Here is a 19,070-nt window from a genome sequence, read left to right as displayed (position 1 = left end):
TATGAGTTCCTGACCGTTTCCTTCCCGTGGGCGTAGAAAAAGTGTTTTCGAACCACCTTTATAAGCGGATAAGCCTTGATAACGCGTTTCAGCATCACCATAAGAGTAATTATTAAATAACGGACTTATGGGTGTAGGACCAGTATATACACCTGCACGTATTTCAATTTCTCTACCCTTAAACTGGTCACCTGGGAAGATGACGTACGCACGGAGGCGGGGTTCGGCGTTTTTGAAAAAGTCCATTGGCGAATCGAACATCAGGTATTGTCCTTGTTCGTTAGATGAACCTGTAGTTACCTTTATTGTCCCGTCGGGATAACGATCAAAGCCTTCATATAACTCTAGAAAATCAAGTGTGGGGCATGTGCCTGATGCCAGTGGCGATTTAAATATAAACGGGGCACTGTATGCATCATAGCCATGTGTGAACGTTGGATAGCCATACTCTCTTACTAAAATGTTTTCAGTACTTGTCAAATCGCTAAACATGTCTACCATGTTTTGGTATTGCGCTTCACGATCATTCGCCGCCCATCTTTTCTTGTAAAGGGAATATCCACCTTTATTCATTACTTCCCTGGCAGCCAGGTAGGCCTCTCTAAAATATTTCCTGGAAGCAGTTTGCGCCGACTCTGGAGCAAAACCCATTACACGTACACCTGTTTTTTGTCCTAACCCTGTAAGACGTCCGTTAACAGTCTCGTTATATTTTGCAACGCTTCCTGCATACAGCATCGCTTCCGATTTGAAGGACAACGCTACATACTTGTTAGACATTCCTCTTTCCATACTAGTTGGTCGCAATAAGGCGATGGCCTGATCGTAGTCCGCAAGCACCTGGTTCCAGGTTTCCTCCTCGGAAGCACGAGGTACTTCTAGCTCTTCATCTCCAGGATAACGTATAACCTTTGTAACCAAGGGAACACCACCAAAACGTCGTGCCATAGCAGAGAATACAAAGGCACGTACAAAGTAAGCTTCTCCTAAATAATGATTGTAGGTAACTTCAGCAAAAGAGCCTTTATATTCTGGCAATGTTTCAATTAGGTAGTTGGCATCGCGTAGCAAAACAAATGCATCAGTCCAGTAAGGAGTATTTTCTTTCGTAAATGCGGTAGTTATCCCATCGCGGTTCACAGCCTCTCCTGTACCTTCAATTCCCATCGAGCCTAACCATGAGTCATACTCTATTCCCCGCTGTGCTAGGTATTTAAAATCCTCAAATGGCATCCTGCTATACATGCGGGCAAGATAAACTTTCATACCCGATTCACTTGTTAAAAGCGTTTGGTCCCCAACAACATTTGGAGGGGCAACGTCAAGATCCGCACAAGCAGATAAATAGAATAAGCTTATCAGGAATAATATATGTATCCTCTTCATAGTATAATCAATTTTTAACATAAAGCTTAAAACCTCGCCGAAACGCCAACTGTATACGTTTTATTGAGCGGATACAATCTTCCGTTATCATCTTCAGGATGCTCAGGGTCCACAAACTTCACACCTGTAATTGTAAATATGTTGTAGGCATTGGCAAACACGCGCACATCCATTGAAGAAAATGCGCGGATCTTCTTCGGCAAAGTATAACCAAATTCGATACTCTTAAGACGGAGATACGCTGTACTTACACGGTTAAATTGCGAGTTATCGCGGGGGTAACTTCCTGTGTAACCATAGTAGCCACTCACCCATTCAGTTTCAACGTTGTATGGATCTGCCAGCGGATCAACAGGGTGCCAACGGTCTAAGTATTGCTCCAGGGTACCACCTCCATTGGATCCCCATATGGAGTACAATGGTTCTTTATATTGCATTGAGCCAAGCGCTGTACCCTGAAAGAGAAAGTTCAGATCAAAATTCTTATATGAAGCATTATAGGCCAAGCTGAAGTTTACCCAGGGTGTTTGATCGAATGCAAAAGGATGCTCATCCTCTGCGTTAATCTCGCCATCGCCATTCCAATCTTCGTATTTATAATCCCCTGGTAGTACGACGCGGTCTTTGTAGATAGGATATGACCAGATGTCTTCCCAATTCTCATAACGTCCTGCTTTTTCGTACCCAAATTGAATTCCTTGATAACGGTCATTTAGGTTATCGTGGCGCCAGCGATCATACGAGTTTCCATATGGGCCATTCTGCACGGCAGTTAACCACTGTCTACGTGTAACTGTACCTATGACTTTTACTCCATAAGCAAGTTGGCCCAAGGTATTACGGTGTGAAAGCGTCATGTCAATACCGAACTGACGATCGCTGTTAACGTTTTCCTTAGGTGCCTTGGTACCTACCACCGTAGGAATTTCCGATTTACGGCTTTCAAAAAGTCCCTCCCTGCGGCGATCAAAGTAATCTACTGAAAATCCAAACAGACCATTCCATGCCTCAAAGTCTACACCCACATCGAACATCTTAGCTGTCCACCAGGTTAGCTGTTTGTTAGACACGATATTATCTACACCATATACAAACTTACCGCCAAACATGTACCCAGGAGCGTATTCATTATAATATCCTTTTTCCGCATTGTTTCCTACGGCAGGATAAGTATAACCTGTTGCCCAGTCGTATGCCATGCCTTCGTCATTTGCAAGCACACCATAACTAGCACGTAGTTTCAACTGATCAACAAATGACAAGGTAGAAGAAGATTTGAAAAAAGATTCTTCAGATAAACGCCAACCTATTGATCCCGAAGGGAAGAATCCCCACTGGTCATCTTCAATGAACTTTGAGGAACCATCATAGCGAAACTGCCCTTCAACAATATAACGGTCAGCAAAAGTATAATTTAATCTTCCGAGCACCGCGTTATAGTTAATTGCATACAGGTCATTCATATTGCCCGACATTCCACTAACCTGGTTCTCATCTACGCCACCCAACAAGTACTCCATCGCAAATGCAAGATCGCGTTGTGCATAAAAATTATCACCCGTGCGCTTTTGACTTTCAACCCCTAACAAACCCGTCACTTTGTGATCATTGCCAAACGTGCGATTATAATTTAGCAGGAACTGTCCCAGCACTTGCTGCTTGCTATACAATTCACGCCGCATCTGATTGGGTGAACTATTGTTGTACAATTTTGCAGTATACGTATTTGTTAATGGATCAAGTGCATATTGGTAGTACTCCCTCCGATAAATCTTATTATCATCATTGCGATAATCAAAGCTAATCAAGGCTTTTGCAGATAAACCTTCTAATTCTGGTAACACCGTTCCAAAGTCAAAATCAAGGGATGCAGAAGACTGAAAGTTTTTTTGTTGATACTTACGATAGCCCGATATATCCGACCGCATTTTTGCTACAGTATTCTCCTCCAGATCCAGGCCTTCGTAACTCAGCATCGTGTTGTCAGCATCTGCATATGCCGGAAACAATACTCCTTGACGCCAGTAATTGCGAATGATGTCCGTTGCACCTGCATACGGTGTATTACGTGTATCAGCAAAACCACTCAGATTAAGGTTAAGCTTTAACCCTTTCGCAATTTCTGTAGTGATGTTGGAACGCAGGTTGAATTTGTTATAATTCAAATCTCCGGACTTGAAAATGCCTTCCTGGAAAAGATACCCTCCTGCTATGTAATATTGAGTTTTGTCCGTTCCTCCGCTAATGCTGATATCATGCTGCGTTTGCGGCGAGAAATCCGAGATCAATAATGAATTCCAGTCCGTAGTGGGTCGAGCACCACTACGAAATTCTTCAAATTTATCGGGTCCATAAATAATACTTCCGCCTTCCACTTTGTTCATTGCTTTCTCATTGTACAGTGTCATGGTTTGGTAGGGGTCAGCCAGTCTAGGAAATCCAACTGGCTGCTGAAGCGTATATGAGCCGTTATACGTAATAGTAGGTTTTCCTCTTGTACCTTTTTTTGTGGTTACAAGCATTACACCACTGGCTCCACGAACCCCATAAATAGAGGCTGAAGCATCTTTTAACACAGATACATCATCGATATCACTCGGATTCAAGCGTTGAAAATCAGCCATGGTACGTGGAATACCATCGATAACAACCAAGGGAGTACCTTCAAAACCACGGATATCAAAGTTGTTGTTAAAGGTACCAGGCTCAGCACTTTTCTGCCATACACGAACACCAGCAATTTTACCGGTAAGCATATTTTGAGGGTTTTCATTTTTGGTCCGAAGTAACTCCTCTGTTCTAATGTTAGAAACAGCCCCAGTCAAAGTAACCTTCTCCTGTGTACCATAACCAACTACTACCACTTCACCAAGTTGTTGAATATCGGGAGCAAGGACTACGTCAACGACAGACCGTGCAGCAACTGCCACTTCCTGCGTGGAGTAACCGATAAAAGAAAAAACCAGAGTGGCGTTTGGGTCGTCTACCTGAATGGTATATCTCCCGTCTGCATCGGTTGTTGTTCCCCGAGTAGTTCCTTTTACCAAAACGTTCACACCAGGCAGATTACCTGATTGATCGTCTGCATCTCTAACAGTACCTGTAACGGTAATGTCTTGTTGTTGTATCGCTCCCGAAGCAAAAGCGGAAGCCAAAACAACGCACTGGATAATGACTCCAATCAAGGAATACATCATCAGCGTCTTTAATAGTTGTTTGTATTTATTCTGCATGATGCTAAATGCTTTAATTATTTTTGAAGTTCGTATCTGGATAGTACTGCATATTCCGCAGCGAAAGCAAAGCTGAACATACCTTCTGCGTTATTCTTACCTTTATCACGGTTCCATCCTACCAGTAGATTAGTGGGAAGGAAACCTTCATAAAGAAAGTTATCATAAGCATAGTCAAGGTTCTTTTGGAAAGAACTGATATAATCAGAAGCCTTACCGTAAGCAGGATATACATCTACGTAACCCCGCATTAACACACCATTGAACCAGTTATTGAAACCACTGATGTCATAAGTGTAATAATCAGCTTTATTCCTGCCGAGCTTGGCAAAGTATTGGAAGCTTGCATCTGATAAGTTTCTTGAATCTTCCAGGTAAAGGTTATCGCCTGTTACACGATATAAGTCTGCACCACCTGACAGCATTGAACCACTGTTATAACTGATGGCTGGCCCAACACGGTCCTGACAGTTTGTTCCAATGCGGTATGCAGTTCCGTTAACAGTTTCCGTTTGAGGTTGACCAGGAGAACAGCCACCGCGCATATCATCATAAACACCATCACCACGCAGTAATTGATTTTTCTGCCACGCATATATTTTCTTAGCGAAATCAAGGTAGTAGTCACTTTTCTTTACCTGAGCTGTTAAACGTGTTTGTTTATCCGTTAGATCTATGTAACGATGCGTTACCTCATCACCTTTGTCTTTGTACAACTCATGCAACCATACTAACGGACTTACTATAGGCCCATTGCTGCATGAATGTTTGGTTACATAACCAGGTCCCCAAGTGATACCACCACGTTCTTCACCATTAGCATCGCGTGTACAATCCCATCCGTCCAACACATACTCCGTTAGGTACTCAGCTTTTTGCAAGTATGCATTATTACCAGTGATCTTATAAGACTCCAGTAATTCGCGTGTAAGCCACATCTGATCGTCATACACATTCTCGATGCCGGCGACTTGCGCTCCGCCCTTTGAACCGCCTCTATTCACACCGTATACTGTCCATTGCTTGGTTTGGGTGTAAGAGGTTAGTTCGAAAGTTCCCAGATAATAATCTGCATTATCATACAATCTTTGTAGCAAATCTGAATATTTATTGAAATGCTCGTTGTAAAGTGCGGCGTTACCATGTTCTTGCTGTGTTTTAAGCGCATGAAGAATAGCATTTACCGCTTCAATAGCACTGGTATACATCCAAACGCTGCCTTTTTCTTGTGAGCGTATTTTCGTATAAGGATTATAATATCTGGCCATTGCCATGCCGTCTCCAGTAAAATGAGCCTCAACAGCCTTGTCTGTTATTTCCATCGCACGGAGAAGATTCTGTTCGGAAAGATTTACCTCAGCAGGAGGCCCGTCAGGACCAGGTTCAGAGCCTGAGTCACTACAAGATGCTACAGTCATTAACAAAGCAAGACTGAAGACAGAAATCATATTTTGAAATTTTTTCATTGTATAATCATTTCTTTTAGTTCAAATCAACACTGTAGAATACCAGCTTATTTTCGTCTGTATCAGCACCGCCTTTGTACACTCCGAGAACAAGTGTTACATTTTTGCCATTAAATTGTGACAGATCATAGACAAACGACGCATAATCATTAGGGTTATTACGATCCCCGCTACCATGTTTAAATCTCCAGCAGCCGTCGGCGGCAGCACTAGCGTCTTGCGCTGTATTCGATTGAGGCTGAACGTGCGTAACCGTTCCGTTATCTTCTATCGCTGAAAGCTTGAAGTAAGTATAATTGCTACCAAAATTGCGCGCGCGGAATGTGAGTTGATTACTACCTGCGGCTATGGCAAACTTTGCATACAAGTATGCTTGAGGTATGGTGGTATTTACTGGAGTACTACTCTGTGTTTTGATCAGGTACCCCTCCCCCGCAAATGGTTCGGTATCCTTACTCACCGGAACAAGTGTCCATTCTTTTGCGATATGTGAAATTCCTCGCCATGAACGATAACCATCTACATAATTATCACGGTTGCCACCTACCGGACTAATACCGGTGAAGGATTTTTTTGTGTGCACCATGGTAGAGCGTACTGTTTCCGTGGTCAATTTCCAGCCTGCAACAACCTCAGTACCGGGAAGCCAATCGGTATTGGATACTTTTCTGTCGGCAAAGCGAATGGCACGAAGAACAAGTTGTTTCCAATAGTCGCCAGTGGCCTGACGGTAGGTACCTATGGCAATAATTATCTCTTTGCCAACATAAGCACTAAGGTCAAATTCAAAATCTGTGTAATTTTCTGATGCCAGTGTTTTATTATCACCAATTTTTACTGCAATCGGCTCAGGTGCTGAAAGATCGACCACCTGCACACCCCAATACGCGGGACTTGAGGCACTAGCACTGTGTGTACGGACTCTTAACGACATGATTTTGTTATCTGCCGTAATTGCTTTACTTCCAAATACGAATGAATCGAATACATTAAGGTCGGCCGGATTAGAGCGATCACTACCTTCATTATTCCTGATTTGGAGCGTTGTACCTTCATTTTGTTCCTCCCATGCGCCGCGGAAATCGAGCGTACTCATGTAATCAACTGACCAGTCCCAATGAACACCACCATCGCTATTGCGTCCCCCCCTGTATTCATTGTAATACCACTTATCAGCAGTTTTAAGATTGTCAGCTGTTAAACCACGCAGAAGCTCATTAGCTCCCATCGTCACGTTCAACGTTACCACGTCATTAACAAAGTCAGCTGGCGTTACCTGGCGGGTAATAGAGACATAGTTAGTTTTGCTAAATGTTACCGTGTAGTTATCGACAACAAGGTTTTCAATAGTATAGGCTCCATCAGCACCGCTCTTCACCGTGCCTGCAACACCTACCGTCACCGTTACATCACTTAGTGGTCCGCCACCTCCTTTTGCATCAGTAATGATACCGGTGATCTTGGCGATAGCTGTTACCAAAGAGGCATTTACAGTTGCTACTTTTTCAGTGGTAAAATCTTCAGGTCTAACACTTTTGCTTATTGTCAACCATTCGGGTTTAGAGAAAGTAACAGCATGTAATTTTAATGATACGTTCTCAGCTGTATACCGGCCATCCGCTCCTGTTGTGACGGCAATATCCGCCTCTTTAACGCCAGAAACGGTAACCGTAACATCAGGAATGGGTTGCCCGTTTTCGTCAGTTACAACGCCGGTTATTGTCCCGAATCCACTGTTGACGGGATCATCGTCTTTGTCACAGGAACTCACCGATAAAATGAACGTCCCCAGCAAAACGAAGTACAAAAACATTCGTAGAGTTCTAATCATAGTTTAAATAGTTTAGGGTTTTAACATCTCCATCAGTAGCTGCTATCAGAGGCAGACTCTGAACCGGCAGCTTTCGATTGCAAATCCTATTGCAAACGTTATCAGTAGCTGGTTAAATAATGGGTTAAAACCGGGTTAATAACCCGAAAAAACTTAATAATCCTTTAAAAGCAGGCTAAAAACGCATACTGTCGAAACAGAAATTTTTGATCCAAAATCAGGTATCAAAACCAAACGAGTAAAAAGTACTATGAATTAACCGGCATATGATCGGTTGTTGGGCATGTCGTCCTCCCGGTCACGTCCATATTGCGAATACTTTAGAAGGCTTGTATGAATAGGGGCGAAATCTAAGTACTTATAGTCAAGTGAACTTTTACCTGAAAAAGTTTAAACAAGGCTTATCACACGGAAGCTATGGTATCTGATTTATCAAGCCTAAAACGCAAGCTGATCTGCTTTGCCAAAAAAAGGATGAAGACACATAAACTAGACTCTTCTAAAATTTAAACAATCCTGCCGGAGGAGCGTACTAACTAAACGATTTTATGAGCAGACATCATCGGTTAAATCACGCCATGTAGGATTTTTCATACTGATGAGCTCTTCCTTCCATTGTCTAACCTTACCCTTAACAAACTTCTCGCGCTTTATTGCATTCGCCATGTAAGCGTAAGGTTCATAATAAACGAGAATGAAAATATTGTTACGTGCAGTAAAAGAACTTGGCCATCGCTTTGTTCGGTGTTCCCACAATTTGGCAGGAAGATCAGCTGTAACTCCAACATACAAGTTGGTTCTTGTTTTATCCGTAAGTATGTAAACAAATGCGGATGCGCGCATCGCCAAAACTACTGAAATTTTAAACGTGCAATAAAACCGCATTTCCTGCTTAAGACCTTCCTCACCAACTGCTGTCTTTATAATTCTTCGATTAAAGCGTATTTCGTCATTAATCGTCTACAATTGAAAAAGTTAAAAGCTGATAGGTATTCTCTAATCGTGCCATTTCTGGATCATTTTAAATTATATTTTGCACCTGTTTTTACAAATAATAAATATGGCCTCTGGTATCTTTTCTATTCTCGATGATGTTGCTGCTTTAATGGATGATATTGCTGTTACAAGTAAAATTGCAACACGCAAAACTGCTGGAATTTTAGGCGACGACTTAGCTGTAAATGCTGAAAAGGCTACAGGATTCCTCGCTTCACGGGAATTGCCGGTACTATGGGCCATCACAAAAGGTTCTTTTCTCAATAAAGTTATCATTGTCCCTATAGCCTTACTTCTCACTGCGTTTTTTCCGGTAGCAATAAAAGTAATCCTGATATTAGGAGGTCTCTTCCTTGCTTATGAAGGCGCGGAAAAAATCGTTGAATTCCTTTTTCATCGACCGAAAAAAGGTCATGAGGTACTTGAACAAGCGAAGGAAGAAAAGAGTGAATCTGAAAAAACTAAAATCAAATCCGCTATTACCACGGACTTCATTCTATCTGTAGAAATTGTAATCATAGCACTAGGCACTGTACTTGAAGAAAAATTAGCAATACAGATCATAACAGTTTCAGTGGTTTCGCTGCTTGCAACAATAGGCGTGTATGGTCTGGTAGCACTAATTGTACGAATGGATGACCTCGGGTATAAACTTATAAAGCGATCACATGGACAAGGACCATTATCGGCACTCGGTTCCATATTAGTGAAATCGCTTCCTCTTGTTATTAAGGTCTTAGGAGTTGTGGGCACTATCGCTCTGCTTCTGGTTTCCGGAGGCATCTTCATTCATAACATCGAATACTTACACCACAGTCTTCCGCAACTGCCAATGATTCTTAAAGAATTTTTACTTGGCTTGGTATTTGGATTAATTGCAGTTGCAATTGTGAGCGTGGTAAAAAAGTTTATACGCCGATAATGCGATGAGTTATACTCTATGACAGATTCCGACTTCGCGCAACGAGCAAATTAATTCTTATCATGCTCAACCCATACAAGCTCCTCGGTATTGTAGCCAAGTGATTTCGCCTTCTTAAGATACTCCTGTTTTACCTTTTCAGGCATAGTAGTTTTACGAGAGAGCAACCACAGATATTTAAGACTTTCGCCTGCAACCAAGGCATACTGATATTCGGGATCTATGGCGATAACATTATACCCTGAATAAAATGGTCCGAAAAAAGAAACTTTAAGCCGTGCTTCATTTTGGCCATCGACAAACTTTGCCTTTCCTGTTGCTTCTTTCCACTCACCTTTGGTTTTATTATAACCCCGGTTTAGAACCGTTATAGTTCCATCTTCATTGAGTGAGTAGTCAGCAGTTGTATTGTTTAGTCCTCTTTCCTGTTTAAAATCAAGGCGTGCAATCTCGTACCATTTGCCGACATAACGTTTTACATCAAAAGGACTGACAGCGCTGGCGCCCTCAGGAATAGTGTTGCCACACGAGCCTAAAACAAAAAAACATATTACTGCGAGCATCACTAAACGTCCATTCAACATATTGTATTTGCTACGGTTAATATATTTAGCAATAAAACTTCATGCCTTTTGAACATCCAGATTATATAAAGGATTAGGATAAAAGGAGTCTGCCTATACGGCATATACATTGCTCCTCAATTAAACGACTGCCTGTATTCCAGCGGAGTGTAACTAGTCTTACTTCTGAATAGCTTACTAAAGGATTGTGGGTATTCAAAACCCAGTTGATACGCAATCTCACTTACTGACAATTCTGTGGTTGATAAAATTTCTTTGGCGCGCTCAATTAGTCTGTCATGTATAAACTGCTGAGCTGTTTGTCCTGTAAGCTGTTTAATGCAATCGCTGAGGTATTTAGGCGATAAGTTCATTTGGGACGCTAGAAAACCTACGGTAGGCAAACCGTGTTCGCCACCAGTTTCAAAATACCTATTTAAAACTATCTCTAACTTATTTAACAACTTGCTGTTATCGGGCTTTCGCGTAATGAATTGTCTGTTATAATAGCGATTACAGTATGTTAAGAGTAATTCAACATTGGAAATGATTACGTCCTGGCTAAAGTTATCAATTGGTAAATGGTATTCTCGGTCAATTTGCTTGAAGATAAGTTCAATTGATCTTTCTTCTTCCTCGGATAATATTAGTGCTTCACTAACAGCATATTCAAAAAATCCATAATCTTTTATCTTATTACTTAAAGTAGATGTTCTCAGAAAATCAGGATGAATATTTAATAGCCAACCTGATTTAGGCAACACATCTCCAGCTTCCAAAATGTTAACTTGCCTTGGGGCAAAAAAAGACATCACACCTTCATCAAAATCGTATGGTGTTTGTCCGTATCTAAGTTTTCCCGGGCATTCCTTCTTTAATACAATCTGGTAGAAACCGAAAATCAGACGTACACGACCAGGATTAGTAACCTGTTTCATATCCTCGAAACGAAGAATACTAAAAAGAGGGTGCTTCGGCTTCTCAAGTCCTAATATCTGATGACTTTGAGCAACTGTTTCTATCCTGATCGTTTGTATATTGTCTTTTTCCATAACTGCTTGGCGCGTTGCTCAAATTACAAATTCATTTTCTTTCTTTTATGCTGAGCAAAAAGTTTTGCAATGGTAGCATAAGGCATTAATGCCCCAACTTTTGTCCCTATCCGGTTTAAACGACCTGCAACATGAAACGTCTTCCCTTTTTCCCAGGCTCTGATCGTTTCTTCTGCAACTTGCTCCGATGTCTGCATATTCGCCCCTTCAACCAGCACCTTACCCCATTGGTTGGCGTTCGCTGGCGTCTCCATAAAGTTCGTTTCTGTCAGACCAGGACTAACCAATAATACATGAACGCCATAAGGCCGACATTCTTCTGTAAGCGCTTGGGTAAAAGAACGCACAAAGAATTTAGATGCAGAATATACGGTCATATAAGGGCTGGGAAAGAACGCCGCTACTGAGGCAACGTTAATTATACTTCCGTTTCCTCTTTGTATCATTCCAGGTAGAAACAGTCTACAAAGAGATACAAGTGCAACATTATTAAGCTGAATTATTTTCAGTTCCGACTCCAGATCATTCTTAAAGAACTCACCACTGGAACCAACACCGGCGTTATTCACCAGCACCCTTACATAAAGTTTTCTTTTTTGACATTCTTCAAAAACCAAGTTTGCTGCACCTGTTTCATTTAAGTCTACTGCAATGTATTGCGCCTTAATGCCAAAGCTTGTTTCAAGCTGCACACATTGTTTTTCCAATTTATCAGCGCTTCGTGCTATCAGTAATAGATTGTGTTTTCTTTCTGCAAATTTAGTAGCAAGGGCTTCACCAATCCCACCAGAGGCACCTGTAATTAATGTTACATTCATATTCTCTTTATTTTATTAACACAAAATTCGTACAGAGCGTGAATTAAAAAGTTTTCAAAGGTCGGATTGTTGTATCTAAACGTCTGATTCGTGAATACACTTATATTATTTAATTCAATATTACATTCATTCGTGGAAAATAATAAGGCTGTAACGTTATACTGGTTATAGTTGAGAGTATTCTTAACGCAATAGCTAGTTTAAGTTTGTGAACTCCCTGGGTGTGACTTCCCGTTTTTAATTTAAAAATCTTTGTAAAGTGTATGGGTGTTCAAATTTTATGACCGAGTTCGTAAGTTTTAAGCAGATCAGGATGAAAAAAAATCCCATCCTTCTTTCACAAAAAGAAGCATCAGGATAAGGCATGGATACCAAGATAAAGTTTATAAAGATTGTATTTTAATCTTTAAACCTCAACCAACAAGGCTTGTAGGAGCATAACCGAAATGTTTTTTAAAAGCATAAGAAAAGTGTGAAAGGTTTTCAAAACCAGCTTCATAACATACTTCAACTGGTTTACGCTTTTTCTCGGCGAGTTCGTAATGGGCTAACTCCAATCGTTTTTGCGTGAGCCACTTCTGCGGAGTAGTATTAAATGCTTTTTTAAAATCTCTTTTAAAGGTTGTAAGGCTCCGACCTGTCAGATAGCCAAACTTCTCCATCGGCATATTGAACATGTAGTTCTTTTCCATAAAACTGACTAGCTCTACTTTATGCGGATCGTCAAAGTTAGCAAGTACACCATCAATGCCAGGGTCAATTGTTCTCAGAATACTGATCGCTTCTGTAATCTTCAGTAATGCCAGACCTTCCGGAAAAGGCTCTTTAACATCAAAATAAGGTATCAGTGAAGCAAGGCAGCTTTCCAACAATGGGTGGTTGTTAAAGCTGCGAATGCCTGGCACCGGTGTTATCTTTGCTTTAACGTCTACACGACTATAAAAGTCTCTCAGAATTTCTGTAGTCAAGAGCATCACAACCGTTTTATGGGGTAAACCATCTTTTGGATAGTTGATAACAGTAGCAGGCTTGTTTCTTGGAATTAAAAAGATATCTCCTTTTCTAAACGTATGGGTTGCGTCCGCTTGTACAATCTTAGTTTCTCCCGAAATAAACCAGATTAACATGTGCTGATCAAAGACTACCTCCGATTTAAAGAACTTATCCTCATAACAGGATAATTTTATTTCGGGAGTTAGATACTTCGAGATGTGCTCCATACTTTTATTTTTGAACTACGGAATCTTTAATCAAAAATAACAATTTCAGAATCAAAGCAGTTTGCTCCATCCTTCAATACAAGTCTTTCAGTTTGGGACACTGCTAAGAAATAATTCTAGATACTGAAACATTACCCAACAAGAAATTGAAGGCCTGTCATTTCTTCACTCAATGTCCATAGGCGTTTTGCGTTTTCTTTATTCAAGGAATAAGGCATTACTCCATCACCAAGTCCTGGTGCGCCTGTAGCCAGCGTAGCAATATCTGTATCTTCACAATATACACCACCAATATTGTTAAGCATTGGCGTAGTGGCACACCAAACAGTTGTTGCTGCTCCCTGAGGGATCGTTTTCAATGATACCATTATCTCCGGTGGGATATTACCATCTTCATTAATGAAGCCCATTTTTTTGAATAGTTCAGGTGATGCTTCCCTGCCTAGTTCAGTCCCATAGATTGAGCCAGGATGTAAAGAATAAGCTCTTACGTTAAATGCTCTGCTGCGAATATCAAGTTCAACGGTAAAAAGATTGCTTGCTGTCTTCGACTGTCCGTAGGCTTTAAGCGTTTCATATTCCCTATGACGAAAATTAGGATCATCAAAATCAAAAGATGAAAACTGATGACCTTGAGAGGATACGTTAATAACCCTCGCGCCATTCGCCATTTTTAGTGCAGGCCATAACCTTGTCACCAGTTGAAATTGCCCCAGATAATTTGTAGCAAGTTGTGACTCGACACCACGACTATCTCTTCGGAGAGGCACCCACATAATACCGGCATTGTTGATAAGCAGATGAAGCGGCCTGCCGGACTTAATAAACTTTGAAGCAAATGCATCGATAGATTTTGGGTCTATTAAATCCATTTCCTCCAGCTCTACATTATTGATGCCCGCCAAATTTTGCTTTGCCTTCTCTGTATCGCGGGCAGGAACGATTACAGTTGCTCCTGCTGCTGCGAGAACCTTGGTAGTTTCAAGACCGATGCCTGTATTTCCTCCTGTAACAATGGCTATTTTTCCGCTAAGGTCAATACCTTTGATTACTTCAGTAGCGGTGGACTTCCCATTAAATCCTGATCCTAGTGGTTTTTGTAGTGCGCCATTGTAATTATTGACTTCCAATACTGTTTTCATAATGTTTTCTTTGTTATAGAACAAAGGTATGGGACCTCGAAACCTTTGGCTTTGTTTAAAAGACCAACTTTACTTTGTTTAAAAGGTCATTACCTTAACTGATATATCTACAACACTTAAAGCAGCTTTCTCCTCGCCTCATGATAGTACATGACACAGAATAAAAACGCGGTCATTAATTTTCCTTACTGTGTTTAACCTTGTTCGTTTGTATGCTTTTAAGATTCACGTTCATATCGGTAGTAGTAATTACGGCAGGCATTCCGGCATACTCGCAAAAGAAGTCCTACCAAACAGAAATCAAATATCTTTCAGGAACAGACAACAGCCATACGGTAACGTGGGACTTCTGGTGTACAGGTGGGCGTAAGAGTGGCTATTGGACAACAATAGAAGTTCCATCACATTGGGAGCAGCAAGGCTTTGGTGGTTATAACTACGGTCGCGATTATGTTACGTATGGTAAGAACTTCCGCTTTGAAGAAGAGAAGGGGCTTTACCGATACAACTTTACTATTCCGAAGCATTGGAAAAACAAAACCATCAACATTGTATTTGAAGGATCAATGACTGACACTGAAGTGAAGATCAATGGCAAAGTTGCGGGTGATATCCATCGCGGGTCCTTCTACAGATTTTCTTATGATATCACAAACAAGCTTAACTTCTCTGAACCGAATTTACTTGAAGTAACTGTAAGCAAGATGTCATCTGATGGTTCGGTTAACAACGCCGAAAGACTTGCTGATTATTGGATCTTTGGTGGCATATTCCGGCCTGTATATCTTGAAGCTCATCCCAAAGAACATATTGTGTGGTGTGCTATTGATGCAAAGGCAGATGGTACATTTTCCATGAATGCATCCCTGAAGAACACGTCTTCACAACGTCAGCTTGTTGTTGACATCGTGGATAACAACGGAAAAACAATTTCAACCCTACAGTCCGCATCAAAGACTGACACAGTTGCAAAAGTAAACGGGCAGATAATGCATCCGTTGCTTTGGACGGCCGAGACCCCGCATCTGTACACAGCAAAAATTGCGCTTAAAAAGGGATCTAAGATTCTGCACCAAACAACAGAAAAATTTGGTTTCAGAACGATCGAAATAAGAAAAGGTGATGGCGTGTATCTCAATGGAACAAAAATAAAAATGAAAGGCGTTAACCGCCACGTATGGTGGCCAGAAACGGGTCGCTGTGTGAACAGCGACATTGACCTCATGGATGCTAAGCTCATCAAAGAGATGAACATGAATGCGGTACGGTGCTCTCATTACCCTCCTGATAAGGCCTTTCTACAAATCTGTGATTCTTTAGGATTATATGTTCTCAACGAATTGGCAGGATGGCAAAAAGCCTATAGCACAGAAACAGGAGAAAGATTGGTAAAAGAAATGGTAAAGCGAGACGTAAACCATCCTTCCATTATTTTCTGGAGCAATGGCAATGAAGGAGGACACAACAAAGACCTGGACGATGATTACGCGAAGTATGACTTGTCTAACAGACCAGTAATTCACGCGCACCATCGACCTGGCAATCATTTTAATGGCATAGATTGCAATCATTATGAAGATTACTACAGCACAAAAAAGATACTTGCTGATTCATTGATCTACATGCCGACAGAATTTCTACATGCGCAGGACGATGGAGGGGGCGCCGCAGCGCTTTCTGATTTCTGGGAATTGCATTGGAAAGAGAAGAAAGGTGCAGGAGGCTTTTTATGGGCACTTGTAGATGAAGGCGTTGTACGTACCGATTTCGATGGAGCAATTGATGTGAATGGTGTTAATGCACCTGATGGTCTACTTGGGCCACACCGGGAGAAAGAAGGAAGCTTCTATTCAATTAGAGAAATTTACGCTCCGGTTAAAATCAAAATGAATAAAATTTCAGACACCTTCAATGGTGAGATTATATTAGAGAACAGGTACCACTTTACCAACCTAAATCAATGCACGTTTAATTGGTCTTTAATAAACTTTCGAAAGTCAGTCGAATTTCTTTCCGGCTACGATACGCTTCAAAACGGCATTGTTAGTGCACCTTCAATAAAGCCTTTAGACAGCGGTAAACTCAAATTACCACTTCCTCCTGAATGGAAGAACTACGATGCTTTAATGCTTTCCGCATACGATCAATCTGGTTCTGAAATTTATACCTGGACTTGGAAAATCAAGCCCAATGAAAAACTTATTTCAACCATTCTCACTTACGATGCTGTTAGCAAAGTAGAAGCAACAGAGACAGACACTACCGTTTCTATGAAAGCAAGTGGCATCACAGTGAGCATTAGCAAAAAGAATGGCTTGTTGACACATTTAACCAATGATTTCAGCACAAAGCTTTCTTTTAAAAATGGTCCCTCATTGGTTCAGGGAAAAAGTCGATTCAAATCATTAACACACTATAAGGATGATACAACCTATTGTGTTAAAGTTTCATACGAAGGAGATTTGAAGTACATCTTATGGCGAATGCAACCCTCGGGCTGGCTTGAAATGGAATACGAATATCAACTCAACGGTTCCTTTCCTTTTACAGGTGTTACCTTCAGTTACCCTGAGAATTTTATGCTGGGTATTAAATACCTTGGCAAAGGTCCATACAGGGTTTGGAAGAACCGGATGCAAGGCACAACTTACAACGTATGGCAAAAGATGAACAATAATGCCCATACCGGCAGCGGCCCATGGATATATCCTGAGTTTAAAGGCTACTACGCAGATATATCATGGGTAGAATTCAATACGGTAGAAGGTAAATTTACAGTAGCAACCAAGGGAGATAATCTCTTTCTACGACTCTTTAATTTCTATGCGCTCTCGGGAAAGCAACCTCATCCTGAACTTCCTCATGGCGATATCTCTTTTCTTGATAATATCCCTCCTATTGGTACCAAACTCGCGTTAAATATAAATACAAATACAAGTTCTCTTGGCCCTGCCAGTGAACCTAACCACGTTCACTCAAACATTAAGCGTACGCTTTATTTTTATTTCGGAACACCAAAAACCTCCGGCGAGAACAGGCAGTTCGTTATGCCTTCCATAAACATTTTAACAGATTAAGATGTACAAGCAACTGCTGTAAAAATAGAACCGTAACTCTTCCATGCCGGATAGTACGTGAAAGTTAATTAGCGGAATACAATTAATTTGTTCTCCATTAACCGAAATACCATGGCTTTAAAAACAAACTTATCTCGTTTCATACTGGCAATCATATTCTGCATACAATTCACTCCAACACTACGCGCACAAAAAAAACTCGTTTCTAAAGAAAAATCGATGCACGCCATGACCATCGCTAATAAATACTTTATGGATAAGTGGCCTGATGTAGGAAAGCGCATTGTACATGAAAGATCACGGGCGAGCAACATCTGGACACGCGGTGTTTACTACGAAGGACTAATGGCTTTGTACAAATTAGACAAGAGGTCCGAATATCTTGATTACGCCGTTCGCTGGGCTGATTTTCATAAATGGGATTTACGAGACGGAGAAACTTATACGCGAAATGCAGACAACCAATGTGCAGGGCAAACCTATATTGAACTATACTTGTTGGATCCACAGCCTTACAAGATTGAGAAGATCAAAGCTTCTATTGATAGCATGATGCGTACCCCTAAAATTGACGACTGGAATTGGATTGATGCCATACAAATGGCTATGCCTGTATTTGCGCAGCTGGGAGTTATTTACAACGACCCCTCCTACTGGGAGAGAATGCATAAGATGTATATGTATACAAGGAATAACCACGGCGACAAGGGTTTGTTTAATTCACAAGACAATCTATGGTGGCGTGATAAAGACTTCGATCCTCCTTACAAAGAACCAAATGGAGAAGATTGCTATTGGGCGAGGGGAAATGGCTGGGTCCTCGCTGCTTTGGTGAGAGTGCTTGACATCCTCCCGAAAGATGCACCTCATCGTAAACAATATGAAGATGACCTTATGGTTATGGCTGATGCACTGCTCAAGGTGCAACGCAAAGACGGATTCTGGAATGTTAGTCTTCACGACGCTAAAAACTATGGCGGTAAAGAAACAACGGGAACATCACTTTTTGTCTATGGGCTGGCCTGGGGAATCAACAACGGGTACTTGAAAGCAAAGAAATATAAATCAGCAGCAACCCTGGCATGGAATGCGTTGGTAAACGACGCCATACATGATAATGGTTTTCTTGGTTATGTTCAAGGCACCGGAAAAGAACCTAAAGATGGACAACCTGTTACTTACGACTCTGTTCCAAATTTCGAAGACTATGGCACGGGATGTTTTCTTCTTGCTGGCACTGAAGTAATCAGGATGCAAGGCAAGTAAGGTTAAAAAGCACTAGTGAGCCGATACCACAATTGCAAACTGGATAGTACAGGATGCCCTTGGCTGATAATGAGGGTAAATTCCGTCTACAGTTCCAA

The 19,070-nt window shown here is 41.2% G+C and carries 13 protein-coding genes; 3 read left to right on the top strand and 10 right to left on the bottom strand.

The features are described from left to right. From KK060_RS20090 to KK060_RS20070, 5 genes are all read right to left on the bottom strand, one after another. The coding region (locus KK060_RS20090; RefSeq protein ID WP_254155611.1) for a RagB/SusD family nutrient uptake outer membrane protein at positions 1-1,386 on the bottom strand (1,386 nt) is incomplete at its 3' end. 26 nt (positions 1,387-1,412) lie between these two features. Beyond that, positions 1,413-4,619, bottom strand: coding sequence for a SusC/RagA family TonB-linked outer membrane protein (locus KK060_RS20085; protein ID WP_254155610.1), 3,207 nt, complete (start codon positions 4,617-4,619; stop codon positions 1,413-1,415). 17 nt (positions 4,620-4,636) lie between these two features. Continuing rightward, on the bottom strand, positions 4,637-6,085 hold the full coding sequence (locus tag KK060_RS20080) for a glycoside hydrolase family 76 protein (RefSeq protein ID WP_254155609.1): 1,449 nt from the start codon (positions 6,083-6,085) through the stop codon (positions 4,637-4,639). Positions 6,086-6,101: 16 nt separating this feature from the next. Then, positions 6,102-7,916 carry a carboxypeptidase-like regulatory domain-containing protein gene (locus KK060_RS20075; protein ID WP_254155608.1) on the bottom strand — a complete coding sequence of 605 codons (1,815 nt, stop codon included), beginning with the start codon at positions 7,914-7,916 and terminating at the stop codon, positions 6,102-6,104. Positions 7,917-8,462: 546 nt separating this feature from the next. Beyond that, positions 8,463-8,759: a GIY-YIG nuclease family protein gene (locus KK060_RS20070; protein WP_254155607.1), complete on the bottom strand. Its 297-nt coding sequence runs from the start codon at positions 8,757-8,759 to the stop codon at positions 8,463-8,465. Between the two features lie 217 nt (positions 8,760-8,976). On the opposite strand from KK060_RS20070, the gene KK060_RS20065 reads away from it, so the two are divergent. Continuing rightward, positions 8,977-9,834, top strand: a complete 858-nt coding sequence (locus KK060_RS20065) for a DUF808 domain-containing protein (protein WP_254155606.1) — start codon at positions 8,977-8,979, stop codon at positions 9,832-9,834. Between the two features lie 50 nt (positions 9,835-9,884). Here KK060_RS20065 and KK060_RS20060 read toward each other — a convergent pair whose 3' ends face one another. The 5 genes from KK060_RS20060 to KK060_RS20040 form a co-directional block, all read right to left on the bottom strand. Beyond that, entirely contained in the window at positions 9,885-10,418 is a 534-nt protein-coding gene (locus KK060_RS20060) for a lipocalin family protein (RefSeq protein ID WP_254155605.1), read from the bottom strand. A gap of 116 nt (positions 10,419-10,534) precedes the next feature. Further along, positions 10,535-11,449 (bottom strand): helix-turn-helix domain-containing protein, encoded by a 915-nt coding sequence (locus tag KK060_RS20055; protein ID WP_254155604.1) that lies wholly within the window; start codon positions 11,447-11,449, stop codon positions 10,535-10,537. Positions 11,450-11,472: 23 nt separating this feature from the next. Next, entirely contained in the window at positions 11,473-12,267 is a 795-nt protein-coding gene (locus KK060_RS20050) for an SDR family NAD(P)-dependent oxidoreductase (protein WP_254155603.1), read from the bottom strand. Positions 12,268-12,680: 413 nt separating this feature from the next. After that, positions 12,681-13,487 (bottom strand): AraC family transcriptional regulator, encoded by an 807-nt coding sequence (locus tag KK060_RS20045; RefSeq protein WP_254155602.1) that lies wholly within the window; start codon positions 13,485-13,487, stop codon positions 12,681-12,683. Positions 13,488-13,618: 131 nt separating this feature from the next. Then, positions 13,619-14,629, bottom strand: coding sequence for an SDR family NAD(P)-dependent oxidoreductase (locus KK060_RS20040; RefSeq protein ID WP_254155601.1), 1,011 nt, complete (start codon positions 14,627-14,629; stop codon positions 13,619-13,621). Between the two features lie 212 nt (positions 14,630-14,841). On the opposite strand from KK060_RS20040, the gene KK060_RS20035 reads away from it, so the two are divergent. Beyond that, a complete protein-coding gene (locus KK060_RS20035) occupies positions 14,842-17,706 on the top strand; it encodes a glycoside hydrolase family 2 protein (RefSeq protein ID WP_254155600.1) in 2,865 nt (954 codons plus the stop codon). A 111-nt stretch (positions 17,707-17,817) separates the two neighbouring features. Then, positions 17,818-18,972 carry a glycoside hydrolase family 88/105 protein gene (locus KK060_RS20030; protein WP_254155599.1) on the top strand — a complete coding sequence of 385 codons (1,155 nt, stop codon included), beginning with the start codon at positions 17,818-17,820 and terminating at the stop codon, positions 18,970-18,972. Positions 18,973-19,070: the final 98 nt, after the last annotated feature.

The organism is Chryseosolibacter indicum (assembly GCF_018598585.1).
Taxonomy (GTDB): domain Bacteria; phylum Bacteroidota; class Bacteroidia; order Cytophagales; family Cyclobacteriaceae; genus Chryseosolibacter; species Chryseosolibacter indicus.
The sequence above is the reverse complement of the archived record's forward strand: the minus strand, read 5'-3'. Positions and strand labels throughout refer to the sequence as shown.